At 77.2% G+C, this 26,156-nt stretch carries 28 protein-coding genes, 1 tRNA gene and 1 riboswitch; of the genes, 11 read left to right on the forward strand and 18 right to left on the reverse strand.

Annotated features, from left to right (window positions below):
* Positions 1 to 7 precede the first annotated feature (7 nt).
* A riboswitch (SAM riboswitch) is annotated at positions 8 to 131 on the reverse strand.
* A gap of 61 nt (positions 132 to 192) precedes the next feature.
* Positions 193 to 1,014, forward strand: coding sequence for an HAD family hydrolase (locus tag ACI796_RS18205; RefSeq protein WP_456942630.1), 822 nt, complete (start codon positions 193 to 195; stop codon positions 1,012 to 1,014).
* Here the strand turns inward: ACI796_RS18205 and ACI796_RS18210 are convergent.
* The 6 genes from ACI796_RS18210 to ACI796_RS18235 form a co-directional block, all read right to left on the reverse strand.
* Positions 1,011 to 1,883, reverse strand: coding sequence for an ABC transporter permease (locus ACI796_RS18210; protein ID WP_456942631.1), 873 nt, complete (start codon positions 1,881 to 1,883; stop codon positions 1,011 to 1,013). The genes ACI796_RS18205 and ACI796_RS18210 overlap by 4 nt on opposite strands.
* Positions 1,880 to 4,825: an alpha/beta fold hydrolase gene (locus ACI796_RS18215; RefSeq protein ID WP_456942632.1), complete on the reverse strand. Its 2,946-nt coding sequence runs from the start codon at positions 4,823 to 4,825 to the stop codon at positions 1,880 to 1,882. Before ACI796_RS18215 ends, ACI796_RS18210 begins: the two co-directional genes overlap by 4 nt.
* 89 nt (positions 4,826 to 4,914) lie before the next feature.
* Positions 4,915 to 6,621, reverse strand: a complete 1,707-nt coding sequence (locus ACI796_RS18220) for a LytR C-terminal domain-containing protein (protein WP_456942633.1) — start codon at positions 6,619 to 6,621, stop codon at positions 4,915 to 4,917.
* A gap of 65 nt (positions 6,622 to 6,686) precedes the next feature.
* Positions 6,687 to 7,019, reverse strand: coding sequence for a DUF3263 domain-containing protein (locus tag ACI796_RS18225; protein ID WP_456942634.1), 333 nt, complete (start codon positions 7,017 to 7,019; stop codon positions 6,687 to 6,689).
* An 85-nt stretch (positions 7,020 to 7,104) separates the two neighbouring features.
* A complete protein-coding gene (gene rarD / locus ACI796_RS18230) occupies positions 7,105 to 8,022 on the reverse strand; it encodes an EamA family transporter RarD (RefSeq protein WP_456942635.1) in 918 nt (305 codons plus the stop codon).
* A gap of 23 nt (positions 8,023 to 8,045) precedes the next feature.
* Positions 8,046 to 8,477 (reverse strand): CBS domain-containing protein, encoded by a 432-nt coding sequence (locus ACI796_RS18235; protein WP_456942636.1) that lies wholly within the window; start codon positions 8,475 to 8,477, stop codon positions 8,046 to 8,048.
* Between the two features lie 119 nt (positions 8,478 to 8,596).
* Between ACI796_RS18235 and ACI796_RS18240 the strand changes: the two genes are divergently transcribed.
* The gene (locus ACI796_RS18240) at positions 8,597 to 9,028 is read left to right on the forward strand and encodes a DUF5313 family protein (protein ID WP_456942637.1); all 432 of its coding nucleotides are present in this window, start codon (positions 8,597 to 8,599) and stop codon (positions 9,026 to 9,028) included.
* Here ACI796_RS18240 and ACI796_RS18245 read toward each other — a convergent pair.
* Positions 9,028 to 9,100 (reverse strand) — tRNA-Thr (locus ACI796_RS18245). The two genes, ACI796_RS18240 and ACI796_RS18245, sit on opposite strands and share 1 nt — an antisense overlap.
* 135 nt (positions 9,101 to 9,235) lie before the next feature.
* On the opposite strand from ACI796_RS18245, the gene ACI796_RS18250 reads away from it, so the two are divergent.
* Positions 9,236 to 9,838, forward strand: coding sequence for a hypothetical protein (locus ACI796_RS18250; RefSeq protein WP_456942638.1), 603 nt, complete (start codon positions 9,236 to 9,238; stop codon positions 9,836 to 9,838).
* Between the two features lie 25 nt (positions 9,839 to 9,863).
* The gene (locus ACI796_RS18255) at positions 9,864 to 10,139 is read left to right on the forward strand and encodes a DUF2695 domain-containing protein (RefSeq protein ID WP_456942639.1); all 276 of its coding nucleotides are present in this window, start codon (positions 9,864 to 9,866) and stop codon (positions 10,137 to 10,139) included.
* On the opposite strand, the gene ACI796_RS18260 is transcribed toward ACI796_RS18255, so the two are convergent.
* The gene (locus ACI796_RS18260) at positions 10,109 to 10,819 is read right to left on the reverse strand and encodes a hypothetical protein (protein WP_456942640.1); all 711 of its coding nucleotides are present in this window, start codon (positions 10,817 to 10,819) and stop codon (positions 10,109 to 10,111) included. The two genes, ACI796_RS18255 and ACI796_RS18260, sit on opposite strands and share 31 nt — an antisense overlap.
* A 151-nt stretch (positions 10,820 to 10,970) precedes the next feature.
* On the opposite strand from ACI796_RS18260, the gene ACI796_RS18265 reads away from it, so the two are divergent.
* From ACI796_RS18265 to ACI796_RS18275, 3 genes are all read left to right on the forward strand, one after another.
* Positions 10,971 to 11,747 carry an ABC transporter permease gene (locus ACI796_RS18265; RefSeq protein ID WP_456942641.1) on the forward strand — a complete coding sequence of 259 codons (777 nt, stop codon included), beginning with the start codon at positions 10,971 to 10,973 and terminating at the stop codon, positions 11,745 to 11,747.
* Positions 11,748 to 11,851: 104 nt separating this feature from the next.
* Complete coding sequence (locus ACI796_RS18270; RefSeq protein ID WP_456942642.1) at positions 11,852 to 13,117, forward strand: S1C family serine protease; 1,266 nt, start codon at positions 11,852 to 11,854, stop codon at positions 13,115 to 13,117.
* Positions 13,118 to 13,166: 49 nt separating this feature from the next.
* The gene (locus ACI796_RS18275) at positions 13,167 to 14,444 is read left to right on the forward strand and encodes a DUF445 domain-containing protein (RefSeq protein WP_456942643.1); all 1,278 of its coding nucleotides are present in this window, start codon (positions 13,167 to 13,169) and stop codon (positions 14,442 to 14,444) included.
* Between the two features lie 17 nt (positions 14,445 to 14,461).
* Here the strand turns inward: ACI796_RS18275 and ACI796_RS18280 are convergent, their stop codons facing one another.
* Genes ACI796_RS18280 through ACI796_RS18305 form a run of 6 tightly spaced genes read right to left on the reverse strand, consistent with a single transcriptional unit; the run spans position 14,462 to position 19,037 of the window.
* The gene (locus ACI796_RS18280) at positions 14,462 to 14,878 is read right to left on the reverse strand and encodes a cupin domain-containing protein (protein ID WP_456942644.1); all 417 of its coding nucleotides are present in this window, start codon (positions 14,876 to 14,878) and stop codon (positions 14,462 to 14,464) included.
* A gap of 52 nt (positions 14,879 to 14,930) precedes the next feature.
* Positions 14,931 to 15,887: a 23S rRNA (guanosine(2251)-2'-O)-methyltransferase RlmB gene (gene rlmB, locus ACI796_RS18285; protein ID WP_456942645.1), complete on the reverse strand. Its 957-nt coding sequence runs from the start codon at positions 15,885 to 15,887 to the stop codon at positions 14,931 to 14,933.
* Positions 15,887 to 17,290 carry a cysteine--tRNA ligase gene (gene cysS, locus ACI796_RS18290; protein WP_456942646.1) on the reverse strand — a complete coding sequence of 468 codons (1,404 nt, stop codon included), beginning with the start codon at positions 17,288 to 17,290 and terminating at the stop codon, positions 15,887 to 15,889. Before cysS ends, rlmB begins: the two co-directional genes overlap by 1 nt.
* Positions 17,291 to 17,347: 57 nt before the next feature.
* The gene (gene ispF / locus ACI796_RS18295; RefSeq protein WP_456942647.1) at positions 17,348 to 17,851 is read right to left on the reverse strand and encodes a 2-C-methyl-D-erythritol 2,4-cyclodiphosphate synthase; all 504 of its coding nucleotides are present in this window, start codon (positions 17,849 to 17,851) and stop codon (positions 17,348 to 17,350) included.
* Positions 17,848 to 18,522, reverse strand: a complete 675-nt coding sequence (gene ispD, locus ACI796_RS18300) for a 2-C-methyl-D-erythritol 4-phosphate cytidylyltransferase (RefSeq protein WP_456942648.1) — start codon at positions 18,520 to 18,522, stop codon at positions 17,848 to 17,850. The genes ispF and ispD overlap by 4 nt, the downstream gene beginning before the upstream one ends.
* Before the next feature lie 32 nt (positions 18,523 to 18,554).
* Positions 18,555 to 19,037, reverse strand: a complete 483-nt coding sequence (locus tag ACI796_RS18305) for a CarD family transcriptional regulator (RefSeq protein ID WP_073418385.1) — start codon at positions 19,035 to 19,037, stop codon at positions 18,555 to 18,557.
* A gap of 130 nt (positions 19,038 to 19,167) precedes the next feature.
* Between ACI796_RS18305 and ACI796_RS18310 the strand changes: the two genes are divergently transcribed.
* On the forward strand, positions 19,168 to 20,013 hold the full coding sequence (locus ACI796_RS18310) for a UbiA family prenyltransferase (protein ID WP_456942649.1): 846 nt from the start codon (positions 19,168 to 19,170) through the stop codon (positions 20,011 to 20,013).
* 18 nt (positions 20,014 to 20,031) lie between these two features.
* On the opposite strand, the gene ACI796_RS18315 is transcribed toward ACI796_RS18310, so the two are convergent.
* From ACI796_RS18315 to ACI796_RS18325, 3 genes are all read right to left on the reverse strand, one after another.
* The gene (locus ACI796_RS18315) at positions 20,032 to 20,976 is read right to left on the reverse strand and encodes a hypothetical protein (RefSeq protein WP_456942650.1); all 945 of its coding nucleotides are present in this window, start codon (positions 20,974 to 20,976) and stop codon (positions 20,032 to 20,034) included.
* Positions 20,973 to 21,593 (reverse strand): RNA polymerase sigma factor, encoded by a 621-nt coding sequence (locus tag ACI796_RS18320; RefSeq protein ID WP_456942651.1) that lies wholly within the window; start codon positions 21,591 to 21,593, stop codon positions 20,973 to 20,975. Before ACI796_RS18320 ends, ACI796_RS18315 begins: the two co-directional genes overlap by 4 nt.
* Before the next feature lie 78 nt (positions 21,594 to 21,671).
* Positions 21,672 to 21,911: a hypothetical protein gene (locus tag ACI796_RS18325; protein ID WP_456942652.1), complete on the reverse strand. Its 240-nt coding sequence runs from the start codon at positions 21,909 to 21,911 to the stop codon at positions 21,672 to 21,674.
* Positions 21,912 to 22,020: 109 nt separating this feature from the next.
* Between ACI796_RS18325 and ACI796_RS18330 the strand changes: the two genes are divergently transcribed.
* From ACI796_RS18330 to disA, 3 genes are all read left to right on the forward strand, one after another.
* Entirely contained in the window at positions 22,021 to 22,707 is a 687-nt protein-coding gene (locus ACI796_RS18330; RefSeq protein WP_456942653.1) for a hypothetical protein, read from the forward strand.
* 52 nt (positions 22,708 to 22,759) lie between these two features.
* Entirely contained in the window at positions 22,760 to 24,130 is a 1,371-nt protein-coding gene (gene radA, locus ACI796_RS18335; RefSeq protein ID WP_456942654.1) for a DNA repair protein RadA, read from the forward strand.
* Between the two features lie 87 nt (positions 24,131 to 24,217).
* Complete coding sequence (gene disA, locus ACI796_RS18340; RefSeq protein ID WP_456942655.1) at positions 24,218 to 25,306, forward strand: DNA integrity scanning diadenylate cyclase DisA; 1,089 nt, start codon at positions 24,218 to 24,220, stop codon at positions 25,304 to 25,306.
* Positions 25,307 to 25,396: 90 nt separating this feature from the next.
* On the opposite strand, the gene ACI796_RS18345 is transcribed toward disA, so the two are convergent.
* Positions 25,397 to 26,092, reverse strand: coding sequence for a MucR family transcriptional regulator (locus ACI796_RS18345; RefSeq protein ID WP_456942656.1), 696 nt, complete (start codon positions 26,090 to 26,092; stop codon positions 25,397 to 25,399).
* Between the last annotated feature and the right edge of the window lie 64 nt (positions 26,093 to 26,156).

Raw genomic sequence — 26,156 nt, forward strand, 5'->3', positions numbered from 1 at the left:
GACTACCTCCTCATCTTCCCCGCGTCGGGCCGTCGAGCCGCGCGGGACGGAATTGGCACCTCTCGCCGCTCGCGCGAGCGCGGTTGCCGGGGCTTCACCGGGCCGTGTCCCTCTGCCCCTCTGGATGAGTGGAACGGGCCCGACTCTACCCGGCTGCCGGGACCGCCCCGGGCCCCGGCCATGCTGGGCGCCGTGGCTGCGCGCATCGTCTACACCGACCTCGACGGCACGATGGTCGGACCGCGGGGGTCGTTCTGGCACGCGGCCGACGGTTCCCCCACCGCCGAGCCGGCCGCGGCCCTGCTGGAGCTGCACACCGCGGGGGTCGCGCTGGTGATCGTCAGCGGGCGCACCGCCGACCAGGTCACCGAGGCGGGGCGGATCTTCGCCGCCGACGGCGCGATCGCCGAGCTGGGCTCGCTGGTGACGTGGAAGGGCGGCCGGGAGCGGCACGGGCTGACCGGCGAGCTGCCCGCCGAGTACGCGGGCCGCACGCCGATGGACGTGATGGCCGAGCTCGGCGTCGTCGACGCGCTGTGCGCCGCCCACCCCGGCCGGCTGGAGTGGCACGCGCCCTGGCACACCACGCACGACGGCGACGCGCTGCTGCGCGGGTTCGTCGACCCGCTCGCCGTCGACGCGTGGCTGGCCGAGCGCGGGTTCGGCTGGCTGACGCTCAAGGACAACGGCGCGATCCCCGCCTCGGCCCGGCTGCAGCTGGCGCCGGAGGGACAGCTGGCCCGCGTCTACCACCTGATGCCGCGCGGCATCTCCAAGGGCGCGGCGATCGCGTGGGACCTCGAGCGGCGCGGCGTCGACCCCGCGGACGCCGTCGCGATCGGCGACAGCGTCAGCGACCTGGAGATGGCGCCCGCCGTCGGCCGGTTGTGGATCACCGCCAACGGCGCGGACGTCGAGGGCATGGCCGGGCTGCTGGGCGCCGTCCCCAACGTGTCGGTGACCGACGAGGCGATGGGCGTCGGCTGGGCCCAGGCGGTCAGAGCCTCGCTCTAGCTCGTGACGTCGCGCCGGGTGAAGTGGCGGAAGCCCAGCGCGGTGAAGACCGCGGCGTAGACCAGCGACTGGACCACGCCGCGGAACAGGTCCGAGGAGTCGACCGGTGTCTGCAGCAGGTCGGTCCAGGCGAACTCCTCCGCGGTGGGGAACCAGTCGCGGATCGACCCGAGCTGCTCGACCTGGTCGAGGATGGCGAACACGACCGTCGTGAACACCGCCCCGCCGACGGCGGCCAGCGGCGCGTCGGTGACCGTGGACAGCCAGAACGCCAGCGTGCCGACGACGAGCAGGTGCACGGCGAGGTAGCCGAGCATCCCGGCCAGCCGGAGGAACCCCTCGCCCTGCGACAGGGTCACCCCGATCGGCGTCTCGATCTCGCCGAACCCGAACGCGAGGCCGCCGGCGACCACCGCGACGACGGCGAGGGTGAGCAGCGCGCCCACCGACTGGACCAGCGCCGCGAGCCACTTCTGCCGGAGCAGCCGCGTCCGGGGCACCGGCGTGGCCAGCGTGTAGCGCAGCGAGCCCCACTGCGCCTCGCTGGCCACCGTGTCGCCGAAGAACAGCGCGTAGACCACGACGAGGAAGAACGACGTCGTCGCGAACAGCACGAACAGCGTGAAGTTCAGCCCGCTGGCGGTGGCGACGTCGACCAGGTTGATCCGGCTGTTGGTCTGCGCCTCCTCGCTCGCGCCCAGCTGCAGCGCCGCGATGAGCACCAGCGGCAGCGCCACCATCGCCACGAAGACGCCGATCGTGCGGCGCCGCTTGAACTGCCGGCGGAGCTCCACCGACAGCCGCAGCGTCCGCTCGGGCCGGTAGCCGGCGACGGCGCCGGTGGGCTGGACGTGCTCGGTCGCGGTCACGACTCCCCCACGAGTGCCAGGAACGCGTCCTCCAGGCGGCGGCGCGGCGTGAACTGGTCGACGGCGACGCCCGAGCCCACCAGCGCCTGCAGGGCCGCCGCGCGTGGGGTCCCCGGGCCGAGGTCGGCGACCAGGCCCTCGTCGGTGCGCTCGACGGCGACCCCGGGCAGCCCGGACAGGACGGCGGCCGCGCGGTCGGCGTCGGCGTCGTCGGCGAGCCCGACGAGCACCGCGCCACCGGTGCCGACGATCTCCTCGACCGTCCCCTGCGCGATCTTCTGCCCCTTCGCCATGACCACCACGTGGGTGCAGGTCTGCTCGATCTCGCTCAGCAGGTGGCTGGAGACGATGACCGTGCGGCCGGTGGCGGCGTAGTCGCGGAGCACCTCGCGCATGGCGTGGATCTGCGGCGGGTCCAGCCCGTTGGTCGGCTCGTCGAGGACCAGCAGGTCCGGCAGGCCGAGCATGGCCTGGGCGATCGCCACCCGCTGGCGCATGCCCTGGCTGTAGCGGCGCACCGGCCGGTCGATGGCGGCGCCGAGGCCGGCGACCGCGATCGCCTCCTCCACGTGCGCGTCCTCGGCCGGGCGGCCGGTGGCGGCCCAGTACAGGCGCAGGTTGTCGCGGCCGGACAGGTGCGGCTGCAGCCCGGTGCCCTCGACGAAGGAGCCCAGCCGGGACAGCACCGGCGCGCCGGGGCGGACCGCGTGGCCGAACACGGTGATCCGCCCGGAGTTCGGCCGGATCAGCCCCATGAGCATGCGCAGCGACGTCGTCTTGCCCGCGCCGTTGGGGCCGAGCAGGCCGAGCACCTGGCCGCGGCGGACCTCGAAGGACAGGTCGCGGACGGCGACGAAGCCGTCCTTGTACGCCTTGGTGACGCTCTCGAAGCGCAGCGGCACGTCCTCGCCGTCCGGCTCCACCTCCGAGGTGACCCGGCGCCGGCGGCGGCCCCACAGCACCGCGGCGAGCCAGCCGAGCAGGCCGAGCGCGACGACGGCGCCGAGCAGCCACCACCAGCGGGAGGTGCCGCCGTCGGCCTGCGGCTGCCCCTCGACGGTGGGCACGGCCAGCGCGGTGCCGCCGTTGCCGGCCCCGGCGAGGGCGACGGAGTAGACGGTGGCCTCGGCCGGCAGGGCGAAGGCCTGGTCGGTCGAGGAGACGACGACGCGCATCGTGTGCCCGGCCTCGAAGCGGTGCACGATGCCCGGCAGCGTGACTGCGACCTCCGTGGGCGCGGCCGGGTCGGTCGACAGGCCGGTGAGCGCCAGCGGGGCGACCAGCCCGCCGGGCAGCGTCTGCGCGCCGTCGGGGCCGACGTCGTAGAGCTTGGCGAACAGCGTGGCGCTGCCGGTGGGCGAGGCGACGGCGAGCTCGACGGTCGGCGCGCCGACCACCTCGACCGCCTCGTCGAGCGGGTCGCTGGCGAACGCGGCGAACTGGCCGGGGATCTCCACGGCCCGGCCGCCGAGCGCCGAGGCGAGCGCGCCCAGGCCCGGGACGGTGGTGATCGCCGCCGGGGTGCCACCGGCGGGCGTGACCACCGGCTGGGTGCCGCCGTCGAGGGCGACGCTCTCCCGCTGCGCCGGGTCCCCGCCGTCGAGGCCGGGGTAGGCGCCCGCGAGCACGCTCTGGGTGCCGCCCTGCACGCTGCCCAGCCCGCTGCCGAGGCCGGTGGGCGCGGGGAACTCGAAGCCGGTGCCGGGGTCCTCGCCGCGGGCGGGGTCGTCCTCGTCGCGCAGGTACCAGTCGAACCAGCCGGCGACCTGGTCACGCAGCTCGGCGGCCTCCCGCTCCGACGGCGGGGAGTCGTGGCCACCGGCGTACCAGACGACCTTGACCGGGGTGCCGTTCGCGGCGATGCCGCGGGCGTTGGCGTCGGCCTGGCCGAGGCCGAACAGGGAGTCCTCGGTGCCCTGGACCAGCAGGGTCGGCGCGGTGACGCGGTCGAGCACCGCGGCCGGGCTGCTGCGGTCGAGCACCGCGGCCACCTCGGGCGTGAGCGTGCCCGAGGCGGCGGCGGTCTGGTAGGCGGCGCACACGTCGGCGCGGAACCGGCCGCAGGTCAGCGCCTGCTCCACCGCCGCGGGGTCCACCGACGACGGGTCGACCGGCAGGGTCGGCGGGGCGTCGCCGGAGACCGGGGCCGCGTCGCCGGTGCCGCCGGTGCCGCCGGTGCCGCCGGTGTCCTCGCCGTCCTCGGTCTCGGCCGCTCCCCCGCCGCCGAGCGCGTCCAGCAGCCCGCCGGTGGGCGCGGCGCCCACGCCGAAGAACAGCCCCGCCCACAGCCGCTTGTAGACGCCGGCGTCGGCGGTCTGCGGCGTGGCGGCGGGGGTCTGCGCGTCGGCGGCGCCGGTCTGGGAGGGGAAGAGCGCGGCGGTCAGCGAGTTCCAGGTGATCTGCGGCGCGATGGCGTCGACCCGGTCGTCGTAGGCCGCGCCGAGCAGCGACAGCGCCCCGCCGTACGAGCCGCCGGCCACGCCCACCCGCGGGTCGCCGTCGCCGTCGAGGAGGACGTCGTCGCGGCCGGCGAGCAGGTCGAGCAGCGTGGACAGGTCGGCGACCTCGTAGCGCGGGTCGTCCAGGCCGATCTGGCCGGTGCTCGCGCCGAACCCGCGCGCGGAGTACGCGAGGACGACGTAGCCGCGGCCGGCGAGGTCCCGGGCGTCGTCGGCGACCGACTGCTTGCTGCCGCCGAAGCCGTGCGCGAGGACCACGGCCGGCGCGGGGTCGTCGGCGGTGGCCGAGGCCGGGAGGTAGAGCGTGGTGTCCAGCTCGACGGCGTCGGCGCCCGAGCCGGAGGGGATGCGCGCGTCCTCGGTCCGGACGTCCTCGGCGGCGGCCGCCGGGGTGGGCAGCGCTCCGACGAGGGTGCCGGTGAGCAGGAGGGCGAGCAGGGCGCCGGCCACCCCGCGGGCGCCGGGGCGCGGGCGGGGTGTCACGGGCCCGCGGAACGGACGCACGCTGCGGCCAACGGACGGTGCCGCGCCGGGGTTCCGCGGGTGTCGGGGCGGGGTGCGACGCGGAGCGGTCAGGGCTGGAGCCCGCCGGTGACGACGACGACCAGACCGGGGTCGGGCACGTCCGGCACCTCGAAGAACCGCACCGCGGGCCCGGTGGTGATGCCCGGGAAGGCCTCCATGAGCTGCAGGGCGGACTGGCGCTGCGACTCGTCGCCCTCGTCGAAGAAGACGGTCGTGGCGGCGACGTCCCCGCCCTGGTAGGCCCCGACACCGGCCGTCGTCCAGCCCTGGGCGGCGAACGCGGTGGCGACCTCCGCGGCCAGCCCGCCGGTCTGCGTGGCGTTGAGGACGGTCACCGGCACCCGCACCGGGGTGCTCGGCGCCTGCTCCACCGGGGGCAGCGGCTCGGCCGAGAGCGGGGGCAGCGGGCCCGACGAGGGCGCCGCCGACACCGACGCCGGCGCCGACGGCTCGCTCGTGGGTGTCGTGGCCGAGCCGGTCTCCTGCGCCGCCGGGGAGGTGAAGCTGTAGACGCCGAGCACGACCAGCGCGACGACGACGACCGCCAGCAGCGCGACCCCGGTGCGACGGCGCGGCGGCGCGTCCTCGCCGTCGGCGGCGCGCAGGGCGGCGCGGGAGACCCCGGCCCGGCGCGCGGCCCTGCGGCGCTCGGCCTCCAGGGCCTGCCGCTCGGCCTCCTTCGCCTGGCGCTCGGCGCGCACCGCGGCGCGGTTGCCCACGACGCCGGTGCCGCCGGTCGACGGCCCCGTCTCCGGCTCGGCGTCGCGGTCCCGCCGGTCCCCGTCGCCCCGTGCCCGGTCCCGGCGGCCCGCGACCTCGCGGTCGGGGATCGCCTCGGTCAGCGGCGCGGCCGGGGCGCGGTCGCCGGCCCGGTCGCGGGACACCTCGCGGTCGGGGATCGCCTCGGTCGCGGGGGCGGGCGCCCGGTCCGCGGACGCCACGCGGTCGCGGGACACCTCGCGGTCGGGGATCGCCTCGGTCGGCGGGGCGGCCGGCGTCGCGGTGCCCGCACCGGAGGGGCGGGTCCAGTCGCGGTAGCCGTTCGCGGCCGGGCTCCCGTCCGGGGTGCGGTCCCGGGGCTGCGCGGGCTCGGCCGCGGGCGGGGTCTGGGTCCGGCCCCGGGCCGGCGGGCGGGCCGGCTGGTCCCAGGGGTCCAGGGGCGCCGCCGCCGGCTCGGCGGCCTCGGCGTCGGGCCGGGGGACCGCCTGGAACGGCGCGACCGTGGTCTCGGGCGGCGCGGGGCGGGCCGACGCCTGGGGCGCCGGCCGGGAGGCGGCGGGGGGCTGGGGCGCCGGGCGGGAGACGGCCGGCGACTGCGCGGTCGGCGGCCCGGCCGCCGGGCGGGCCGGCGGCTGGGGCGCGGGGGCCTGCCGGGTGGCCGCGCCGGCGGCCACGGGCGCGGGCACCCGCGGGCGGGCCGCGGCGGGCGGCGCGGGGCGGGACCGGACGGCCGGCGCCTCGGGCTGCGGCGCGGGGACCGGCGGGCGCTCCGGCTCGGCCGGGCGGGCGGGGGCCGCCGGCCGCGCGGCCGCGGCGGGGCGCGCGGACCGGCCGGTGAGCCGGCGGCGGTCGGTCTCGTCGCCGGCGCCGAGCAGCGCGTCCCGGCGGCGGTCGGCGCGGCTGCGGCCGGGACCGGGCGTCGTCGGGTGGTCGCTCAGCTCGGCGGCGCCGGGGTCGACACGGGGACTGCGCGTCGTCGGCAGGTCGGGCAGGGGTTCGCTGGGGTGGTCGGTGCGCCGCCGGCCGCCGGCCACCGGGGCTGACGGCCGGTCCGGTTGGTCACCGCCTGGTGCCGCATGCCTGCCCACGGTCACCAAATCTAGAGGGCGGACGAGCCCTTGCCCAGCACGTGAGGCGAACGCCGCTGCCGCCGCGCGGTGCGCAGCCGGCGCAGGCGGCGGACGAGGAGGGGGTCGGCCTCGAGCGCGGCCGGGCGGTCGACCAGCGCGTTCAGCACCTGGTAGTACCGGGTCGGGGGCAGGCCGAACCGCTCGCGGATCGCGGTCTCCTTCGCGCCGGGCCGGCGCCACCACTGCCGCTCGAAGGCCAGCATCTCGTGCTCGCGCCGGGTCAGGCCCGCGGGTTGCGCGGGACCCTCACCGGACTCCGAGCCCCCCGGCGGGGAGACCGCGGGGTCGGGGTCGGGGGTCATGGTCGGGTCCGTTCGATCGGGGGGAAGCCGTCACCCACAACGGTAGGCCCGGGGGGTGACAGGCCACAGCCCGAGACGCGCGCGATCAGGCCGCGGCAGGCACCTGCTCGGCGGCCGCCCGGCGGCCGGCGGCCCGGGCCGAGCGCAGGCTGTCCACGGTGAACACCGCCAGCGCCGCCCAGACGATCGCGAAGCCGGCCAGCCGCGCCGGGGGCATCGGCTCGTGGAACACGAAGACGCCGAGCGCCAGCTGCATGAGCGGCGTGACGTACTGCAGCAGCCCGACGGTCGACAGCGGGATGCGGCGGGCGGCCGCGGCGAACAGCAGCAGCGGCACCGCGGTCGCGACGCCCGAGGCCACGAGCAGCAGGAGGTGGCCGGTGCCCTCGGACCCCGCGGTCCCCCGCCCGGTGGCCTGCAGCACGCCGAGGAGGACCAGCGCCGGCAGGAAGGTCACCGCCGTCTCGACGAACAGGCCCGGCGCCGCCTCCACCCGCACCAGCTTCTTGAGCAGGCCGTAGCTGCCGAAGGTGGCGGCCAGCGCCAGGGCGATCCACGGCGGCCGGCCGTGGTCGACGGTCAGGACGACGACGGCCACCGCGGCCAGCCCGACCGCGACCCACTGCAGCGGGCGCAGCCGCTCGGCGAACACGACGACGCCGAGCAGCACGCTGACCAGCGGGTTGATGAAGTAGCCGAGCGAGGTCTCGACGACGTGCCCGGAGTTGACGCCGTAGACGAAGACCAGCCAGTTGGCCGCGATGAGCACCGAGGCCCCGGCCAGGACGAGCAGCGTGCGCCGGTCGGTGACCGCCGCGCGGACCAGCCCCCACCTGCGCAGCGCGGTCAGCAGCACCGCCACGAACAGCAGCGACCAGACGATGCGGTGGGCGACGATCTCCACCCCGCCGGCCGGCTCCAGCAGCGGGAAGTACAGCGGGAACAGACCCCACAGTCCGTAGGCGGCGAGCCCCGCTGCCGTGCCCAGCCGCCGCTCGTCCACGGCGGGCACCGTACGCCGCGCGGTCAGGTGGTCTGGATGTAGTCGACGAGGTGGTCCCGCTCGTCCTGCAGCTCGTCGAGGCGCGCCTTGACGACGTCGCCGATGGAGACGATCCCGAGCAGCCGGCCGTCCTCGACGACGGGCACGTGCCGGATGCGGTGGTCGGTCATCGTGCGCGCGAGGTCGTGCACCGAGGCGCCGGGCACGCAGGTGCGCACCTCGGCGGTCATCAGCGCCGACACCGGCCCGTCGAGGACCTCCGGTCCGGAGGCGTGCAGGGCCCGGACGACGTCGCGCTCGGAGACGATGCCGTCGACGGCCCCTCCCCCGCGGGAGACCACGAGCGCGCCGATGCGGTGCTCGGCGAGCAGCGCGAGGGCGGCGCGGACGGGCTGGTCCGGCGCGACGGTGACGACGTCGGGGCCCTTGCGGCGGAGCAGCGAGGCGATCTGCACGGGAGCCCTCCCTCCGGCGAGGGTCGCAGTGTCCACCCGCCGCCGCGCGGGGGCAACGGCCCGGACGGGACGGTCCGGTCCGGGTTCCCGCGGTGGACGGCGGGGCCTACCGTCGAGGCGTGCGCACCCAGCACGCCGCGCCCGCGACGTCCCGCCGCCCCACCGTCCTGCAGTGGCTCCGCTACGCCGTCGGCGGCGGGCTGCCCCGGGAGCTGTCGCCGTGGGTCCTGTCGGACACCACCCGCCCGGGATGGCTGCGCCGGCACATCGCCCGCTCGCTGGTGCAGCTCGCCCCGCTGGTCGTGATCTGCCTGGTCGCCGTCCCCGTGGGGATGGGCTACCGGCTGACCGCGGCGGCCGGGGGGCTGATGGTGGGGCTGATGTACTCGCTGGCGTTCGTGGTGGAGACCACCGAGCACCGCGTCGCCAAGGCCGGCTACCCCGCCGGCACCGCCGCCCGGCTGCGCGAGGAGCGCGCCGAGCGGGCGCGGGCGGCCCGCGCCGAGCGGCACCACCCCTACCGCGTGGGCGGGGCGGGCAGCTTCGACTGAGCCGACGGGGGGACTCGAACCCCCAACCGCCCGATTACAAGTCGGGTGCGCTACCAGTTGCGCCACGCCGGCGGGACACGGGGACGGGTCCCGGCCTCCAGGATAGGGACCCTCGGCCGGCCCTTCGTCCCTGGACGGGCGACGACGGCCCCTGTCAGCGTCGTCCGCGCGGCCGGCTCGTCGCCGGGCCGGGTGGGGAGGCGCACCGTGGACCTGCGACGTGCCGCTCCGTGGGCCCGCGCGGCCGGGGTCACCGGGATGGCCGCGAATGCGCTGCTCGTGGCCTTCTACGCCGTCGAGGCCGGACGGCGCCGGGTGCTGCCGGTGTCCCTCGGATCCGCCAACGACGTCGTCGGGTCGGTCGGCACGGCGCTGATGGTGCCGGTGGTGCTGGCGGTCAGCCCGGGCCGGTGGGCCCGCCGGTCGGGGCTCGCCGCGACCGGCGTGCTCACCCTCGCCGGGCCGGCGCTCGTGCTCGGCGTGGTGCCCTTCCCCGTGCAGGCGCCGGTCGCCGTCGGTGCGTTCGAGGTGCTGGCCGGCTGGGTGGTGCTGACCTGCCGCGGCCGACGCGGGACCCTGCCGGACACGGTGACCCGGCTCGGCGTGCGGGCCGGTGGCGCGGTGCTCGCCGGCAGCGCCGCGGCCGGGGCCGGGCTGCTCCTGCCGGAGGGGTCCCTGCGCCGGCGGATCGCGTTCGCGGCCGGGGGCACACCCGCCGTGCTCGGTGGGCTCGCCGTGCCGGTGTGGTTCCTCCGCCTGGGCCGGGCGCTGTCCTCCGCCGTCCCGGCCGACGACACGGGTCGACCCTGAGGTCCCTGCTGCCGATGCTGACCGCGTGGCACCGATCGACGACCCGGCCGGGCTCCTGCCGCTGGACCGGACCCAGCTGGACGCGCTGCGCGAGCACCTCGACGACGTCATCGCGGCCGGCGGCTGCGACCGGACCCACCGCGCCACCGACGCCTGGGCCGCCGGGCACGGCATCGCCCTGGACCGGCTGCACGAGGGGCTCGAGGAGTACGGCGGGTTCTGCGACTGCGAGGTCGTGATGAACGTCGACCCCGCCGCCGTCTTCGACCCTCAGGCGGCCGCCGGGCCCTCGCGCAGGTAGCCGGCCGGATCGCTGCCGGGCAGCGGCCCCTCCGCCAGCCAGCGGGCGAAGCCGGCGGGGTCGCGGCGCTCGAGCTCGTCGAGGACGTCCTGGCGGCGGCGGACGACGGCCTGCCGCGCCACCGGGTCCAGCCGGCCGGCCAGCGCCGCCGTCGTGCTCAGCCACTCGCGGCCCAGGGCCGCGGTCGTCAGGGTCGCCACCGGCGGCAGGGAGGTGACCGTCCCGACGGCCTCCGCCGGGCGGGCGCCGGCCACCGGCCGCTGCGGCACGGCCGCGGCGAGCCCGCTGCCCGCCGGCGCGTCGTCGGGGGCGGCCGGCCGCGCCGGGCGGCCGGTGTGCAGCAGCCACAGCCCGAGCCCGCCGAGGAAGAGCACCGCACCGGTCAGCGCCGTGAGCGCCGGGCCGCCCAGCACGGCGACGCCGGACAGGAACAGCAGCACGCCGATCGTGACGGCGCCGGCCCGCCAGGCCGCCTCCAGCGGCGTGTAGCGCGGCGGCCGGCCGTCCTCGTGCGACTCGCGCGCCACGCCGCCGGCCAGGCAGGAGGTCACCACCGCGGCCAGCGCGACGGCGAGCAGCCCCGGGGGCCGCAGGGCGAGGCCGCCGACGACGGCGACCGCGACGGCGGTGAGGGCGGCGAGGCCCACGAGCAGGCGGGCGGGCAGACCGCGGGTGGACACGAACAGCCTCCAGGAGCGCAGGCCGGGCAGCGGGGACCCGCCCGCTCCCAGGGGAGCGACCGGGCTCCCCCTCTACCCCGCGACGCTCCCGTCGCACACGGTGGTCGGCGTGTCGCGGGCGGCCGGGTGGTGGACGGCAGGATCGGCGGCCGTGGGGACCTCCGTCGTCGAGCCCGGCCTGCCGCTGGCCGTCGTCCTGGTGCTGCTCACCGCGCTGGCGGCGGCGGGCGGACGGCTGTCCGGGCTGGGGCAGGAGCGGCCGGTCGTCGTCGCGGCGCTGCGGGCCACCGTGCAGCTGGCGGCGGTCTCCGCCGTGCTGCTGGTCGTCGTCCGCTCGCTGTGGCTGTCGGCGGCGTTCGCGTTGCTGATGGTCGGCGTCGCCGCGGTCACGGCGGCGGGGCGGGTCAGCGGCCTGCCGCTGCGGGCGCCCGGAGCCCCGCGCCGGGTGGGGGCCGCGGCGCTGGCGGTGGCCGGCGGCGCCGCGCCGGTGGTCGCGCTGGTGCTGGCCAGCGGCACGGTGCCGCTGCGCGGCGAGGCGGTGATCCCGGTCGCGGGCATCCTGGTCGGCGGCGCGATGACGGCGACGTCCCTGGCCGGCCGGCGGCTGCGCGAGGAGCTGACGATCCGCCGCGGGGAGGTCGAGGCGGCCCTGGCGCTCGGCCTGCTCCCGCGCGACGCGGTCCTCGAGGTCGCCCGGCCCTCCGCCGCGACCGCCCTGCTGCCGCCGCTGGACCAGACCCGCACCGTCGGCCTGGTCACGCTGCCCGGCGCCTACGTCGGCGTGCTGCTCGGCGGGGGCGGCCCGCTGGCCGCCGGGGCCGCCCAGCTGCTGGTCCTCGTGGGGCTGCTGGCCGCCGAGGTGGCGGCCGTCTGGGTGGTCACCGAGCTGGTCGCCCGCGGCCGGGTGCTGCCGGACCTCCCCCGCTGAGGACCTCCAGACACCTCACAGGCGCTCCGCAGTGCCCCGCCAGACGCCGGGCCGACAGTGGTCACCAGAGCGGCGGACGGCCGCCCAGGAGGAGGACCACAGCAGTGAACGGACACCCGTACCCGAACCCGGCGCAGCCGACCGGTGCGACCCCGGGCTGGACCCCGCCGCCGTCCGGCGACTCCTGGTACCCGCCGGCCGGCACCGCGACGGCGACCCTGCCGCCGCCGGCGCCCTCCCCCGCGCCGGCGCCGGAGGGACGGCGGGCGGGCCGGCTCCGGATCGGGGTCGCCGGCCTGCTCGCCGGGGCGCTCATCGGCGGCGGCGCCGGGGCCGGGGTCGTCGCCCTCACCTCCGACGGCGGCAGCAGCGGCAGCGGCACGGCGGCCGCGGCGCAGTCGGTGGTCATCACCGACCCGGAGAACGCGACCGCGGTGACCGCCGCGGCCGCCAAGGCCTCCCCCAGCGTCGTCACCGTCTACGTGACCAGCGGCTCGGGCTCGGGCAGCGGCTCGGGCGTGGTGCTCTCCGACGACGGCTACGTGCTCACCAACAACCACGTCGTCACGCTGGACAGCGGCACGGACAACGCCGCGATCCAGGTGCGCACCTCCGACGGCACCCTCTACGACGCCACCGTCGTCGGCACCGACCCGACCTCGGACCTCGCCGTGATCCGGCTGCAGGGCGCCGGCGGGCTCACCGCGGCCACGTTCGCCGACTCCGACGACGTGCAGGTCGGCGACCTCGCCGTCGCGATCGGCGCGCCGCTCGGCCTGTCCGACACGGTGACCGACGGGATCGTCAGCGCCACCGACCGCGCGGTGGCCACCGGCTCCACCCAGGACGACGCCACCGTCATCGACGCCCTGCAGACCGACGCCGCGATCAACCCCGGCAACTCCGGCGGTGCGCTGGTCGACGCCTCCGGCCAGGTCATCGGCATCAACACCGCGATCGCCTCGGTGGCCTCGGGTGCGCCCGGCTCGTCGTCGCAGAGCGGCAACATCGGGGTCGGGTTCGCCATCCCGAGCAACACCGCCCAGCGGATCGCCGAGGAGATCATCGACACCGGCTCGGCCACCCACGCCGTCCTCGGGGTCCAGGCGCAGACCGCCGGCGCGAGCGGCTCGTCCGAGGTGGGCACCGGCGCGCAGGTCGTCCAGGTGCAGCCCGGCGGGGCCGCCGCGGACGCGGGCCTGCAGGCCGGCGACGTCGTCACCGCGGTCGGCGACCGGGCGGTGACCACCTCCACCGAGCTGACCGCCGCGATCCGCGACTCGGCCCCCGGCGACCAGGTGGAGCTGACCGTCCAGCGCGGTGGTGGGACGACGACGGTCGAGGTCACCCTCGGCAGCAGCGCGGGCTGACCCCCTCCAGCCCGGGATGGCACCCTCCCCCGCCTCTAGGCTGGGGAGGGTGTCGTCGTCTGTGAGCGCCCCGCTCGCCTCCTCGCTCGACGACCCGGAGCGCGCTGCCGGACTACGGCGGATGAAACGGCTGGCCACGGGGCTGTTCCTCCTCGCGGCGGCCGTCTTCCTCGCCTGCGTGCTGCTCGGCGACACCGCCGGGCCCTGGGTCGGGTACGTGCGGGCCACCGCCGAGGCCTCGATGGTCGGCGCGCTGGCCGACTGGTTCGCCGTCACCGCGCTGTTCCGGCACCCGCTGCGGCTGCCGATCCCGCACACGGCGATCATCCCGCGCAAGAAGGACCAGATCGGCGCGAGCCTGGGCACGTTCGTGCAGGAGAACTTCCTGACCCGCTCGGTCGTCGAGGACCGGCTCGCCGCCGTCGACGTCCCCGGCCGGCTCGGTGGCTTCCTGGCCGCGCCCGGCCGCGCCGAGCGGCTGGCCGGCGACGCCGCCGCCGGGCTCACCGGCCTCACCGACCTGCTCCGCGACGACGACCTGCAGCAGGCCGTCTCCGGCCTGGTCGACCGCAAGCTGCACGCGACGCCCGCCGCGCCGGTGCTGGCCCGGGTCCTGGAACTGGTGGTCGACGGCGACCGGCACCAGGAGGTGCTGTCGGCGGCCCTGCGCTACCTCGCCCGGTTCCTCGAGGAGAACCGCGTCGTCTTCCGCGCCCAGCTCGGGGACGCCTCGCCGTCCTGGGTGCCCAACTGGGTCGACGACCGGGTGTTCGACCGCGTGTTCGCCGGCGTCGAGGGCTTCCTGGAGGAGGTCGGCGAGGACCGCGACCACGAGCTGCGACGGGTCTACGACGCCCGGCTGCGCGCCTACGTGCACGCCCTGCGCACCGACCCCGACACCGCCGCCCGCGTCGAGGGGTTCAAGAAGGAGCTGCTCGACCACCCGGCGGTGCGCACCTGGTCCTCGTCGCTGTGGACCAACGCGAAGACCTCGTTCCTCGCTGCCGCCGCCGACCCCGACTCCGAGCTGCGGTCCCGGGTGACCGGCATCATCCGCGACGCCGCCCGGCTGCTGCAGACCGACCCGCTCGTGCGCGAGCGGGTGCAGCGGCAGTCGGTGCGCGTGGCCGGCTACCTGGTGGAGCGCTTCGCCGGCGACCTGGCCGACGTCGTCGGCAGCACCGTCGCCCGCTGGGACACCGAGGAGACCAGCCGCCGCATCGAGCTGCAGGTGGGCCGCGACCTGCAGTTCATCCGCATCAACGGCACCGTCGTCGGCGGCCTCGCCGGGCTGGTGATCTACACCCTCGCCCAGCTCCTCGGCTGAGCCCACCCCGGCTCGGCTCAGACCAGCCGGAAGCCGCTCCACGCGAAGCCCGGCGAGACGACGCAGGTCACCAGCACCTCGTCCTCCGCCGGGTCGGTCGCCTGCCGGACGCCGGCGGGCACGAGCACCTGCGGCTGCGCCGCGTCCAGCACCGTGCGCTCGGCGCCCACGTGCAGCACCAGCGCGCCGGGCCCGTGCCAGAGCCACAGCTCGTCGGCGTCGACGGTGTGCGGCGCCGAGCGCTCCCCCGGCGCGAGCAGGAACAGGATCGCCGTCGCGGCCGGGCGGTCCCCGACCACCGCCGGTGAGGTCCAGGTGCGCCGGTACCAGCCGCCCTCGGGGTGCGGCTCCAGCCCGAGCCGGGCCGCGGTGGCTGCGACCGACGAGCGGGGCCCGGAGGGTCCCCGAGGAGGGACGCGTCCGCCGGAGCTCACGGCACCGGGGGGACGGCACCCGGCCGCGGCGCGGTCCGGCAGGACCGCAGTGTCACCGCCGGGCCTGGGCCGCGGCGTAGAGGGCGATGGACGCCGCGACGCTCACGTTGAGCGACTCGGTGTCGCGGGTGATGGGGATGCGGACGACGACGTCGCAGCGCTCGCGCACGAGCCGGGACAGCCCCGCGCCCTCCGCGCCGACGACCAGCGCCACCGGGTCGGCGAGGCCGTCGTAGTCGGCGATGTCCACGTCGCCGTCGCCGGCCAGGCCGACCGTCGTGAGCCCGGCGTCCTGGTAGGAGGCGAGCGCGCGGGCCAGGTTGACCGCGCGGGCCACCGGCAGCCGGGCGGCGGCGCCGGCGCTGGTGCGCCACGCCGAGGCGGTCATCCCGACCGCGCGCCGCTGCGGCACGACGACGCCGTGCGCGTCGAAGGCGGCCGCCGAGCGGACCACCGCGCCGAGGTTGCGCGGGTCGGTGACGCCGTCCATGGCCACCACCAGCGGCGGGCGGCCGGAGTCGCGGGCGACGTCGAGCAGGTCGTCGGGGTGGGCGTACTCGTAGGGCGGGACCTGCAGCCCGATGCCCTGGTGCAGCGCGCCGTTGGACATCCGGTCGAACTCGGCCCTGCCCACCTCCAGCAGCGGCAGGCCGCGGTCGGCGGCCAGCTGCACCGCCTCGGTCACCCGCTCGTCGGCGCGGGCGGTGTCCCCGGTGACGACGTACAGCGCCGTCGCGGGGATCCGCGCCCGCAGCGCCTCGACGACGGGGTTGCGGCCGAGCAGCAGCTCCGGCGCCTCCTCGGCGCGCTGGCGGCTGCGGTCGCGCTCGGCGCGGCGGCGGGCGTCGGCCTGCGCGCGGCGCTGCGCCGGGTGGCCCGTGCGCTTCTCGGCCGGCGGGGTCGCCCCGCGGCCGGCCAGCGACCGGCGGTTCTTGCCGCCGGTGCCGGCGGTGGCGCCCTTCTTGCCCGCGCCGCTCGTGCGGCCGCGGCGCTGGCTGTTTCCGGCCATCAGCGGGTCAGCTCCCATCGGGGTCCCTGCGGGGTGTCCTCGACCTGCACGCCGAGGGCGGTGAGCTGGTCGCGCAGCGCGTCGGCCGCCGCGTAGTCCTTGCGGGCGCGGGCGGCCTGGCGCTGCTCCAGCGCCAGCCGGACCAGGCCGTCGGTGACCTCGGCCAGCCGGTCGCCGGCGCCCCCGCCGGCCGCCCAGTGCGGGTCGAGCGGGTCCAGCCCCAGCACGCCCAGCATGCCCCGCACGGCGCCGAGCGCGTCGGCCAGCGCGGCGTCGTCGCCCTCGGCCAGCGCGGTGTTGCCGGCGCGGACGACGTCGTGCACCACGGCGACCGCGGCCGGGGTGCCGAGGTCGTCGTCCATGGCCTCGCGGAACGCCGCCGGCAGGCCGGTCGGGGTGTCCCGGCCGCAGCGCTCCGCGGCGCGCTGCACGAACGACTCCAGCCGCCGGTAGGCCGCCCCCGCCTCGGCCAGCGCGGTGTCGGTGAACTCGACGGTGGACCGGTAGTGCGGCGCCACCAGGTAGTAGCGCAGCTCGACCGGCCGCACCCGGCGGACCACCTCGTCGACCAGCGCGGTGTTGCCCAGCGACTTGCTCATCTTCTCGCCGCCGAGGGTGACCCAGCCGTTGTGCATCCAGTACCGGGTGAACGGCAGGCCGGCGGCCATCGACTGGGCGCGCTCGTTCTCGTGGTGCGGGAAGCGCAGGTCCAGCCCGCCGCCGTGGATGTCGAACTCCGCGCCGAGGTAGCGCCCCGCCATCGCCGAGCACTCCAGGTGCCAGCCGGGCCGGCCGGGGCCCCACGGGGTCGGCCAGCTCGCGGTCTCCGGCTCGCCGGGCTTGTGCGCCTTCCACAGCGCGAAGTCGCGCGGGTCGCGCTTGCGCTCGTCGGTGTCGGTGTCGGCGGCCGGCTGCAGGTCGGTCAGGGCCTGCCGGGTCAGCTCGCCGTAGCGGGGGAAGCTGCGGACGTCGAAGTAGGCGTCGCCGTCGACGGTGTAGGCGTGCCCGCGCTCCACCAGCCGCTCGACCAGCGCCACCATGTCCGTGACGTGCCCGGTCGCGCGCGGCTCGTAGGTGGGCGGCAGGACGCCGAGGGCGTCGTAGGCGCGGGTGCAGGCCAGCTCGTTCGTGTAGGCCCAGGCCCACCACGGGACGCCGTGCTCGGCGGCCTTGGCGAGGATCTTGTCGTCGATGTCGGTGACGTTGCGGACGTAGGTGACCTCGAGCCCGCCGGCGGTCAGCCAGCGGCGCAGGACGTCGAAGGCGACGGCGGCGCGCACGTGCCCGACGTGCGGCGGCCCCTGGACGGTGAGCCCGCAGACGTACACCGAGGCCTCGCCGGGACGCAGGGGCGTGAAGTCCCGGACCGCGCGCGCGGCCGTGTCGTACAGGCGGAGGCTCACTGCGCGGAGTCTACGGAGCGCAGCGTCAGCCCAGCGCGGAGTCCACGGAGCGCACCGTCAGCCCAGCGCGGAGTCCACGGACCCCGTCCGGACGACCAGCGCCGTCGCGAGGGCGGCCCGCCCCTCGCCGCGGCCGACCAGGCCCAGCCCGTCCGTGGTGGTGGCGGTGACGCTCACCGGGGCGCCCAGCGCCGCGGACAGCGCCGCCTCCGCCTCGGCCCGGCGCGGACCGAGCTTCGGCGTGGGCGCCACGAGCTGGACGGCCGCGTTGCCGACCCGCCACCCGGCGGCGGCCAGGGTCTCCCGCACGTGCTCGAGGACGGCGACGCCGCGGGCGCCGGCCCAGCGCGGGTCGTCGGTCCCGAGCAGCCCGCCGATGTCGCCGAGGCCGGCCGCGGACAGCACCGCGTCGGTGAGGGCGTGCGCGACGACGTCGCCGTCGGAGTGGCCGGCGCAGCCGTCGGCGCCGGGCCACTCCAGCCCGGCCAGCCAGCACTCCCGGCCGGCCTCGACCGGGTGCACGTCGACGCCGAGGCCGACCCGGGGCAGGTCGTCGCTCACCGGGCCGCCTGCAGCGCGGCCAGGTGCAGGTCGTGCGGCACGGTCACCTTCGCGGCGCGCTCGTCGCCGGCCACGGTGGTCACCGGGACGCCGTCGGCGCGCACCACGGCGGCGTCGTCGGTGAGCTCCGCAGCATCCACGAGGGCGTCGTCCAGCGCGGCGTACGCCGCCACCAGCACGGCGCGGTCGAAGCCCTGTGGCGTCTGCACCCGCCGCAACGACGCGCGGGGCACGGCCTCGGTGACCGTGCCGGCCGCGTCGACGACGACGGTGGTGTCCACGACCGGCAGCACCGGGACCACGGCGGGCGCGCCGGCGGACAGCGCGGCCAGCACGCGGGTGACGACGTCCGGCGGGGTCAGCGGACGGGCGGCGTCGTGCACGAGGACGGCCTCGGCGCGGGAGCCGGCGGCCGACAGCGCGGCACGGACCGAGGCGGTGCGGGTGGCGCCGCCGTCGACCAGCGCGACGCTGCCGGGCAGGACGGCGGCGAAGGCGTCGCGCTCGGCCGCGGGCACGGCGACGACGACCTCGGCGACGCCGCCGGCCAGCAGCGTGTCGACCGCCCAGGAGACCAGGGGGCGGCCGGCCAGCTCGACGAGCGCCTTGGGCTTGTCCGCCCCCAGACGCGAACCGCTCCCGGCCGCTGCGACGATGCCGACAGCGGACACGGGAGCGGTCCGGTGGAGCGAGGGTACGGGGGTCAGCTGGCGAGGACCTCGTCGAGCAGCACCTCGGCCTTGTCCTCGTTGGTCCCCTCGGCGAGCGCGAGCTCGCTCACCAGGATCTGGCGGGCCTTGGACAGCATCCGCTTCTCGCCGGCGGAGAGGCCACGGTCCTTGTCGCGGCGCCACAGGTCGCGGACGACCTCGGCCACCTTGTTGACGTCGCCGGAGGCCAGCTTCTCGAGGTTGGCCTTGTAGCGGCGCGACCAGTTGGTCGGCTCCTCGGTGTGCGGGGCCCGGAGGACCTCGAACACGCGGTTGAGCCCGTCCTGACCGACGACGTCACGGACGCCGACGATCTCTGCGTTGTCGGCCGGCACGCGCACGGTCAGGTCGCCCTGGGCGACCTTCAGCACGAGGTAGGCCTTCTCTTCACCCTTGATGACCCGCGTCTCGATCGCCTCGATCAGAGCGGCACCGTGGTGCGGGTAGACGACGGTCTCGCCGACAGTGAAGCCCATGTGTGTGTGACCCCTTTCGCTGTACCCAGGTTAGCACGGCACACTGGCGGCCGGAACGGTCCGCCGATGGATATCCGCAGGTCAGAGGCCTGGTGAAGTACCCGGGAGGGGTTGACAGCGCGTGGTCGGTGTGCCTGCACGGGCCTCGCGGGGTGCCTCGGTCCGTGCGCTCGTCCTGGCCACGCACGCGCCGCCGGCGGTCGCGGTCACCGTCGTGGCGACCCTCCTGGCGGTCACCGCGCAGGTGTCCCCGGGGCGCGTGGTGCTCGTGGGGCTGGCCGTCCTCGCAGGTCAGGCGTCCATCGGGTGGAGCAACGACTGGCTCGACGCCGACCGCGACCGCGCCGTCGCGCGCGCCGACAAGCCGGTCGTGCAGGGCGCCGTCGCGCCCGACACGCTGCGCTCGGCGGCCCTCGGCGCGGCCGCCGCGGCCGTCGTCCTGTCCCTGGCGCTGGGCTGGGTGCCCGGACTGCTGCTGCTGGTGCTCGTGGCGAGCGGTTGGGCCTACAACGCGGGTCTGAAGCGCACGGTGGCCTCCGGGCTCCCCTACGTCACCGGTTTCGGCGCCCTGCCCGCCGGGGTGGTGGCCGCGGCGCCGGGCACCCCGGCCGCGCCGTGGTGGCTGCCCGCCGCCGGCGCGGCGCTGGGCGCGGCGGCCCACCTGGCCAACGTGGCCCCCGACATCGCCGACGACCTGGCGACCGGCGTCCGGGGCCTGCCGCACCGGCTGGGTCCCCGCGTGTCGGCGGTGGTGGGTGCGCTGCTGCTCGGGACGGCGTCGCTGCTGCTCGTGCTGGGCCCGGCCGGCCCGCCCGCGTGGTGGGGCTGGGCGGGGCTGGTGCTGGCGGTGCCCGCGGTCGCCGTCGCCGCCCTGGCCGGGACGGCGCCCTTCCGCCGGCTGGCCTTCCCGGCGGTCCTGCTGCTGACCGTGCTCGACGTGGTGCTGCTGCTGGCGGGCGGGGCCGCGCTCACCTGAGCGCGGCCCCGCCGTCGGTCACTTCCGGCCGTTGCCGTTGCCGTTGCCGCCACCGTTGCCGTGGCCGTTGCCGCCGGTCGTGGTGGTGGCGACGGGCGCCTCGGGAGCGGGTGCCGGGGCGACGACCTCCGGCTCCTCGGTGACGGGCTCCGTCGCCGGCTGCTCGGCCTGACGGGCGGCCTCGCGGGCGGCCTGCCGCTCCGCGTTGCGCTCGTGGGCCTTCTCGCTGACCCGCTCACCGGTCACCCAGCCGTTGCGGGCGCCCTGGCTGACCCAGTCGCCGTGGGACTGCCCCTCGGCCGGGCCGGCCTCCCACTGGTCCCGGGTGACCTCAGGGGTGGCCACCGGCTCCTCGACGGCGGCCTCCTCCTCGGCGACCTCCTGCTCGGCGACCTCCTCGGCGGCGGTCTCGTCGGTGCTGCCGTCCCCGGCCACCTCGTCGGTCGAGCCGTCGACGGTCCCGTCGCCCTCGTCGCCGGCCGGCGCGCCGCCGGTGACGGTGTCGCCGGTGACGGTGCCGCCGGTGACGGTGTCGTCGACGACGGCCTCCGTGCCGTCGCCGGCCTCGGTGACGGCCGGGGTGGCGTCCTCGGGCGCGACGACGGCCGCGGCGGTGCCCGCGGTCAGGGCGACCGCGACGGCGCCGCCGGCCGCGGCGGCCTTGGCGACCGCGGAGAGCGCGGCGAACTTGGCGGCGAGGGAGGTGATGAACATGCGGGTTCTCTTCCGTGAGGCCCGGGCGGGGTGCCCGGTCGTCCGCGTGGACGGGTCCGACTGGTCGGTGAGCAGACCGGTCGCCAGGAGCTCGGCCAGGGCCGCGTTCGGGCGGCCCGGCGCGGAGGCGGAGGACCGGACCGCGTCGGTGAACGCGGTCAGGTACCGGGCACCCTCGGGCACGGGACGGCCGGCGAGGCAGGCCTCGAGGGCCTCCTCCGCGGCTCGGGCGTCGGCTGGCGTGGTCATCTCGCCCCCGTCATCGCCGGACGGGCCCGCAGGGGTGCGCGGCCCGTCGTCGTCTCCCTCGTCGGGGTGGTCCCGGCGGGCTCCAGCTCCTCGCGCAGCCGGCGCAGGCCGCGCCGCTGCAGCGCCTTGACCGAGGCGACCGACCGGCCCGTCACGGCGGCGACCTGCTCGACGGTGAGGTCGGCCAGGACCCGCAGCAGCAGGACCGAGCGCTGGTCCTCCGGCAGGCCCGCGCACAGCCGGTGCACCGCCTCGGCGCCCAGCCGGGTCAGGACGTCGTCCTCCACGTCCCCGCCGGCGACCTCGGGCAGCAGGTCCGCGCCCCCGTCGGCCAGCAGCGGGCGGCGGCTGCGCCGGCGCAGGTCGTCGACCAGCCGCCGGTGGGCGATGGTGAACACCCAGGACCGCAGCCCCGCCTCGTCGCCGGTGAAGCCGGACAGCCCGCGGAAGACCGCGAGGAACGTCTCGCTGGCCAGGTCGTCGGGGTCCGGGGCGCCGTGCAGCCGCAGATAGCCCGTGACCGCCGGGGACAGGTCCCGGTAGAGCACCTCGAAGGCCCACGCGGCGCCCGCCCGGGCCGCCGCGAGGACGTCGTCGAACGCGGCTCCGACCGCCATCAGCACCTCCCGTGCCGTCCCCCGTGCAGGGGGAGGCATCGGCAGGCCGGACGGGGAACTGGACCGCCCGTCCCCCGATCAGGGGGCGGAGGTGCCCCGGGCGGCGTCCCGCCCGACGACGAGCGGCAGGTCCTCCAACCGGTCCAGGCCCTCCAGCGGGCGGCGGATCAGCAGCACCGGCTGGCCGGGCGCGTCGAGGAAGTGCGGGCCGAGCGGGTCGGCGGAGGTCCACCGACGCGTACCGGGCGCCCGTTCGGGGAAGTCAGCGAGGGCAGGGTCGCGCGGCTCTCCACCGGCACCGGGTCCGGGGCGCCCCATCGGCCTCACCTCCCGGCGGACACGGTGGGCGGACCGTTAGGCTCGGCGCGACTCGGGCCATCGAGACGCACGGTGGCCGGCTGCTGTTTCCCCGTGGAGGTCGACCGCTGTGAACCGCGCGCTGCGCGCCGCCGTGATGGGTGCCCTCGTCCTCAGCCCGGTCGCGCTCGGCGCCTGCAGCGCCGGCCAGATCTCGCAGACCGGCACCCAGGACCGTGACAAGGTCGGCCCCCAGGCGCAGGTGGAGGACATCCTGCTGCGCCAGGTGCTGCTCGCCCCGCCCGAGAACGGCCGGTACGAGGAGGGCGACGACGCCGAGCTGATCATCACGATCGTCAACGCCTCCGACTCCGACGACACCCTCACCGGCATCGAGGGCGAGGGCTTCGACGGCGTGCTGGTCTCCTCGACCGGCCCCACCCCCTCGCCGTCGTCCCCGGCCGGCAGCTCCCCCACGGCCACCCCGACGCCGGGCAGCACCGGCGCCACCCCGGGGGCGTCGCCCTCCGCCGGCGCGACGGCGAGCACCCGGCTCTCGCTGGACGTCCCCGCCGACACCGCGCTGTACATCGGGGGCGAGGACGGCGCGACGGTCACGCTGCAGGACCTGGGCGAGGAGCTGACGGCCGGGCAGACCCTGACGCTCACCCTGTCCTTCGAGCAGGCCGGCGAGATCACCACGCAGGCGCTGGTGGCCGGCCCCGACGAGGAGATCGACCGGGGCGAGGCGTTCGACTTCCACGAGGGCGAGGAGCCGGAGAACCCGGAGAACGAGGAGGACACGCAGTCCGAGTGAGGCCTGCCGCGTCCTCCCCGGGAGTGTCGGTACCCCCACCTACCGTGGCGGTGTGCCCTCCGGAGTGAAGCCCGCCCGTCCCGCCCACCGCTGCACCGAGTGCGGCTTCTCGTCGGCGAAGTGGATGGGCAAGTGCCCGGAGTGCCAGGCCTGGGGCACGCTGGTGGAGGCCGGGCCCGCCGCGCCGGCGCTCCGCTCGGTCGCCGCGGGCCCGGTCACCGCGCCCGCCCGGCCGATCGCCCAGGTCCAGCTCGACGGCGCGCGGGCGGTGCCCACCGGCATCCCCGAGTTCGACCGCGTCCTCGGCGGCGGCCTGGTGCCCGGCGCGGTGGTCCTCGTCGCCGGTGAGCCCGGCGTCGGCAAGTCCACGCTGCTGCTCGAGGTCGCCCACCGGGTGGCGGAGTCCAACGGCCCCACGCTGGTGGTCTCCGGCGAGGAGTCCGCCGCGCAGGTGCGGCTGCGCGCCGAGCGGATCGGCGCCCTGCACGACCGGCTCTACCTCGCCGCCGAGACCGAGCTGTCGGCCGTCCTCGCCCACGTCGAGCAGGTCGCGCCCTCGCTGCTGGTGCTCGACAGCGTGCAGACCGTCCGCTCCTCCGCGGTCGACGGGACCGACGGCGGCGCCACCCAGGTCCGCTCGGTGGCCACCGCGCTCACCGCCGTCGCCAAGTCCCGCGGGATGACGACGATCCTCGTCGGGCACGTCACCAAGGACGGCGCGATCGCCGGGCCGCGGGCGCTGGAGCACCTGGTCGACGTCGTCGTGTCCTTCGACGGCGAGCGGCACTCCACGCTGCGCCTGGTGCGCGCCACCAAGAACCGGTTCGGCCCGGCCGACGAGATCGGCTGCTTCGAGATCGGCGACGGCGGCGTGGTCGGCGTCCCCGACCCCTCCCACCTGTTCGTCTCGCGCCGCACCGCCTCGGTGCCCGGCAGTTGCGTCACGGTGACCATGGAGGGCAGCCGGCCGCTGCTGGCCGAGGTGCAGGCCCTCGTCGCCACGAACACCGGCGGCGGCTCGCCGCGGCGGGCGGTGAGCGGGCTGGACTCCCAGCGGGTCGCGATGGTCAACGCCGTCGTCGAGCGGCGCGGCGGCGTCCGGCTGGCCGACGCCGACGTCTTCGCCGCCTCCGTCGGAGGGGTGAAGATCGCCGAGCCCGCGGCCGACCTCGCCCTCGCGCTGGCCATCGCCTCGGCGTCGCGGGACACGCCACTGCCCGAGGGCATGGTCGCCCTCGGCGAGGTGGGCCTGTCCGGGGAGATCCGGCGGGTCGGCGGGACCGGCCGGCGGCTGGCCGAGGCCGCCCGCCAGGGCTACCGGCTCGCGCTGGTCCCGCCGGACGCCGGCCAGGCGCCCAAGGGCATCCGGCTCATGGAGGTCCCCGACCTGGGGGCCGCCCTCGCCGGGCTCTTCCCCGGCTGAGCGCACTCCCCGCACCCCGCTCCCGACCGGCAGGTCGGCCTCCCACGTAGACTCAACCGCCGTACCGCGACGACGTCAGGAGCACCCGTGCCCCCCGCTGTGGACTCCGAGGTCGCCCTGCGCGAGCTGCTCGGCCGCATCGCCCCGGGGACCGCGTTGCGCGACGGCCTGGAGCGCATCCTGGCCGGCCGCACCGGCGCCCTCATCGTGCTCGGCTACGACCGGGTCGTGGAGTCCATCTGCACCGGCGGGTTCGCCCTCGACGTCGCGCTGTCGGCCACCCGGTTGCGCGAGCTGGCCAAGATGGACGGCGCGGTGATCCTGTCCTCCGACGGGCTGCGCATCGTGCGGGCCGGCGTGCACCTGATGCCCGACCCGACCGTGCCCACCGAGGAGTCGGGCACCCGGCACCGGACCGCCGAGCGGGTGGCCGTGCAGAGCGGGTTCCCGGTGATCTCGGTCAGCCAGTCGATGCACATCATCAGCGTCTACGTGGCCGGGCGGCGCTACACGCTCGAGCACCCGACGACCATCCTCGCCCGCGCCAACCAGGCCCTCGCGGCGCTGGAGCGGTACAAGCTGCGCCTCGACGAGGTCGCCAGCACCCTCTCGGCGCTGGAGATCGAGGACCTGGTCACCGTGCGCGACGCGATGAGCGTCAGCCAGCGGCTGGAGATGGTCCGGCGGATCGCCGACGAGATCGAGGGCTTCGTCGTCGAGCTGGGCACCGACGGCCGGCTGCTGGCCCTGCAGCTGGACGAGATGCTGGCCGGCGTCGAGGAGGACCGCGCGCTGCTGGTGCGCGACTACCTGCCCGCCCCGGGCACCCGCCGGCCGCGCACCATCGAGGACGTGCTCGCCGAGCTGCGGGGGCTGTCGGCCACCGAGCTGCTCGACCTGTCCGCCGTCTCGCGCTGCTACGGGCTGCCCACCTCGGCCGACGCGCTGGACTCCCCCGTCAGCCCGCGCGGCTACCGGCTGCTGGCCCGGGTGCCGCGGCTGCCCGCGGCGATCATCGACCGCCTGGTCGACCACTTCGGCGGCCTGCAGAAGCTGCTCGCGGCCACCATCGAGGACCTGCTCGCCGTCGAGGGCGTCGGCGAGGCCCGGGCCCGGGGCATCCGCGAGGGCCTGTCCCGGCTGGCCGAGACCTCGATCCTCGACCGCTACAGCTAGCCGGCGGCCCACCACCGACGGAGCGGGAACGGCCTCCCTGCAGGGGCCCGCCGCGAGCCTGCGAGCGGTGGGGGGCGGGGAGGTCCTTCGTCAGGTGATGCTGAGGACGGCGTCCGGGCTGGTCTTGGTGTCCAGCCGGGCGCGCAGCACGTACTGACCCGGGGCCACCGCGACGCGCGCCGCGGTGCAGGTCGGCTCGCTGGTCAGTCCGCTCCAGACCAGCGGGAACACCACCTGCTCACCGGGCTGCAGCGTGCGGGTGTCGCTGCTGGTCTCGGGCTGGCAGTCGTTGCTGCCCCACAGCCGGGCGCCGGCCGCGTCGAGCAGCACCATCTCCTGCACCTGCTTGTCCAGCACGCGGGTGCACGGCACCGCGGCGGTGTTGGTGACGACGAGCTCGAGCGTCGGCGAGGAGCCGGCGGCGACCGTGCCGGGCGTGCGCACCTCCAGCGCGACGACGTCGTCGCCGCACGGGGCGCCGGCCTGCTGGACCGGGCCGGCCGGCGCGGGGGGTGCGGCCGGCGTCGGGGTGGGCGGCGGTGTGGGGGTCTGCACGCCGGCCACCGACGGGAGGACCCGGTCGAGGGCGGGCGGCTCCGCCGAGGCCGACGCCGTCGACGCCGCCTCCGAGGTGCCGGCGGCCGAGGCCGGGCTCCCCGAGCCGCCGCTCACCAGCGCCACCCCGAGCCACGTCCCGCCGCCGAGGACGGCGACGAGCAGGAGGAGCACGAGCAGCCGCCGTCGCCAGTAGACGGCGGCCGGCAGGGGCCCGACCGGGTGCAGCACAGGGGCGACGGTAGTGCGCGCCTCCGGGCCGTCCCCACAGGGCACGCCGCGGCCGGGGGCCGGG

It is taken from the genome of Geodermatophilus sp. SYSU D00525 (genome assembly GCF_054050475.1).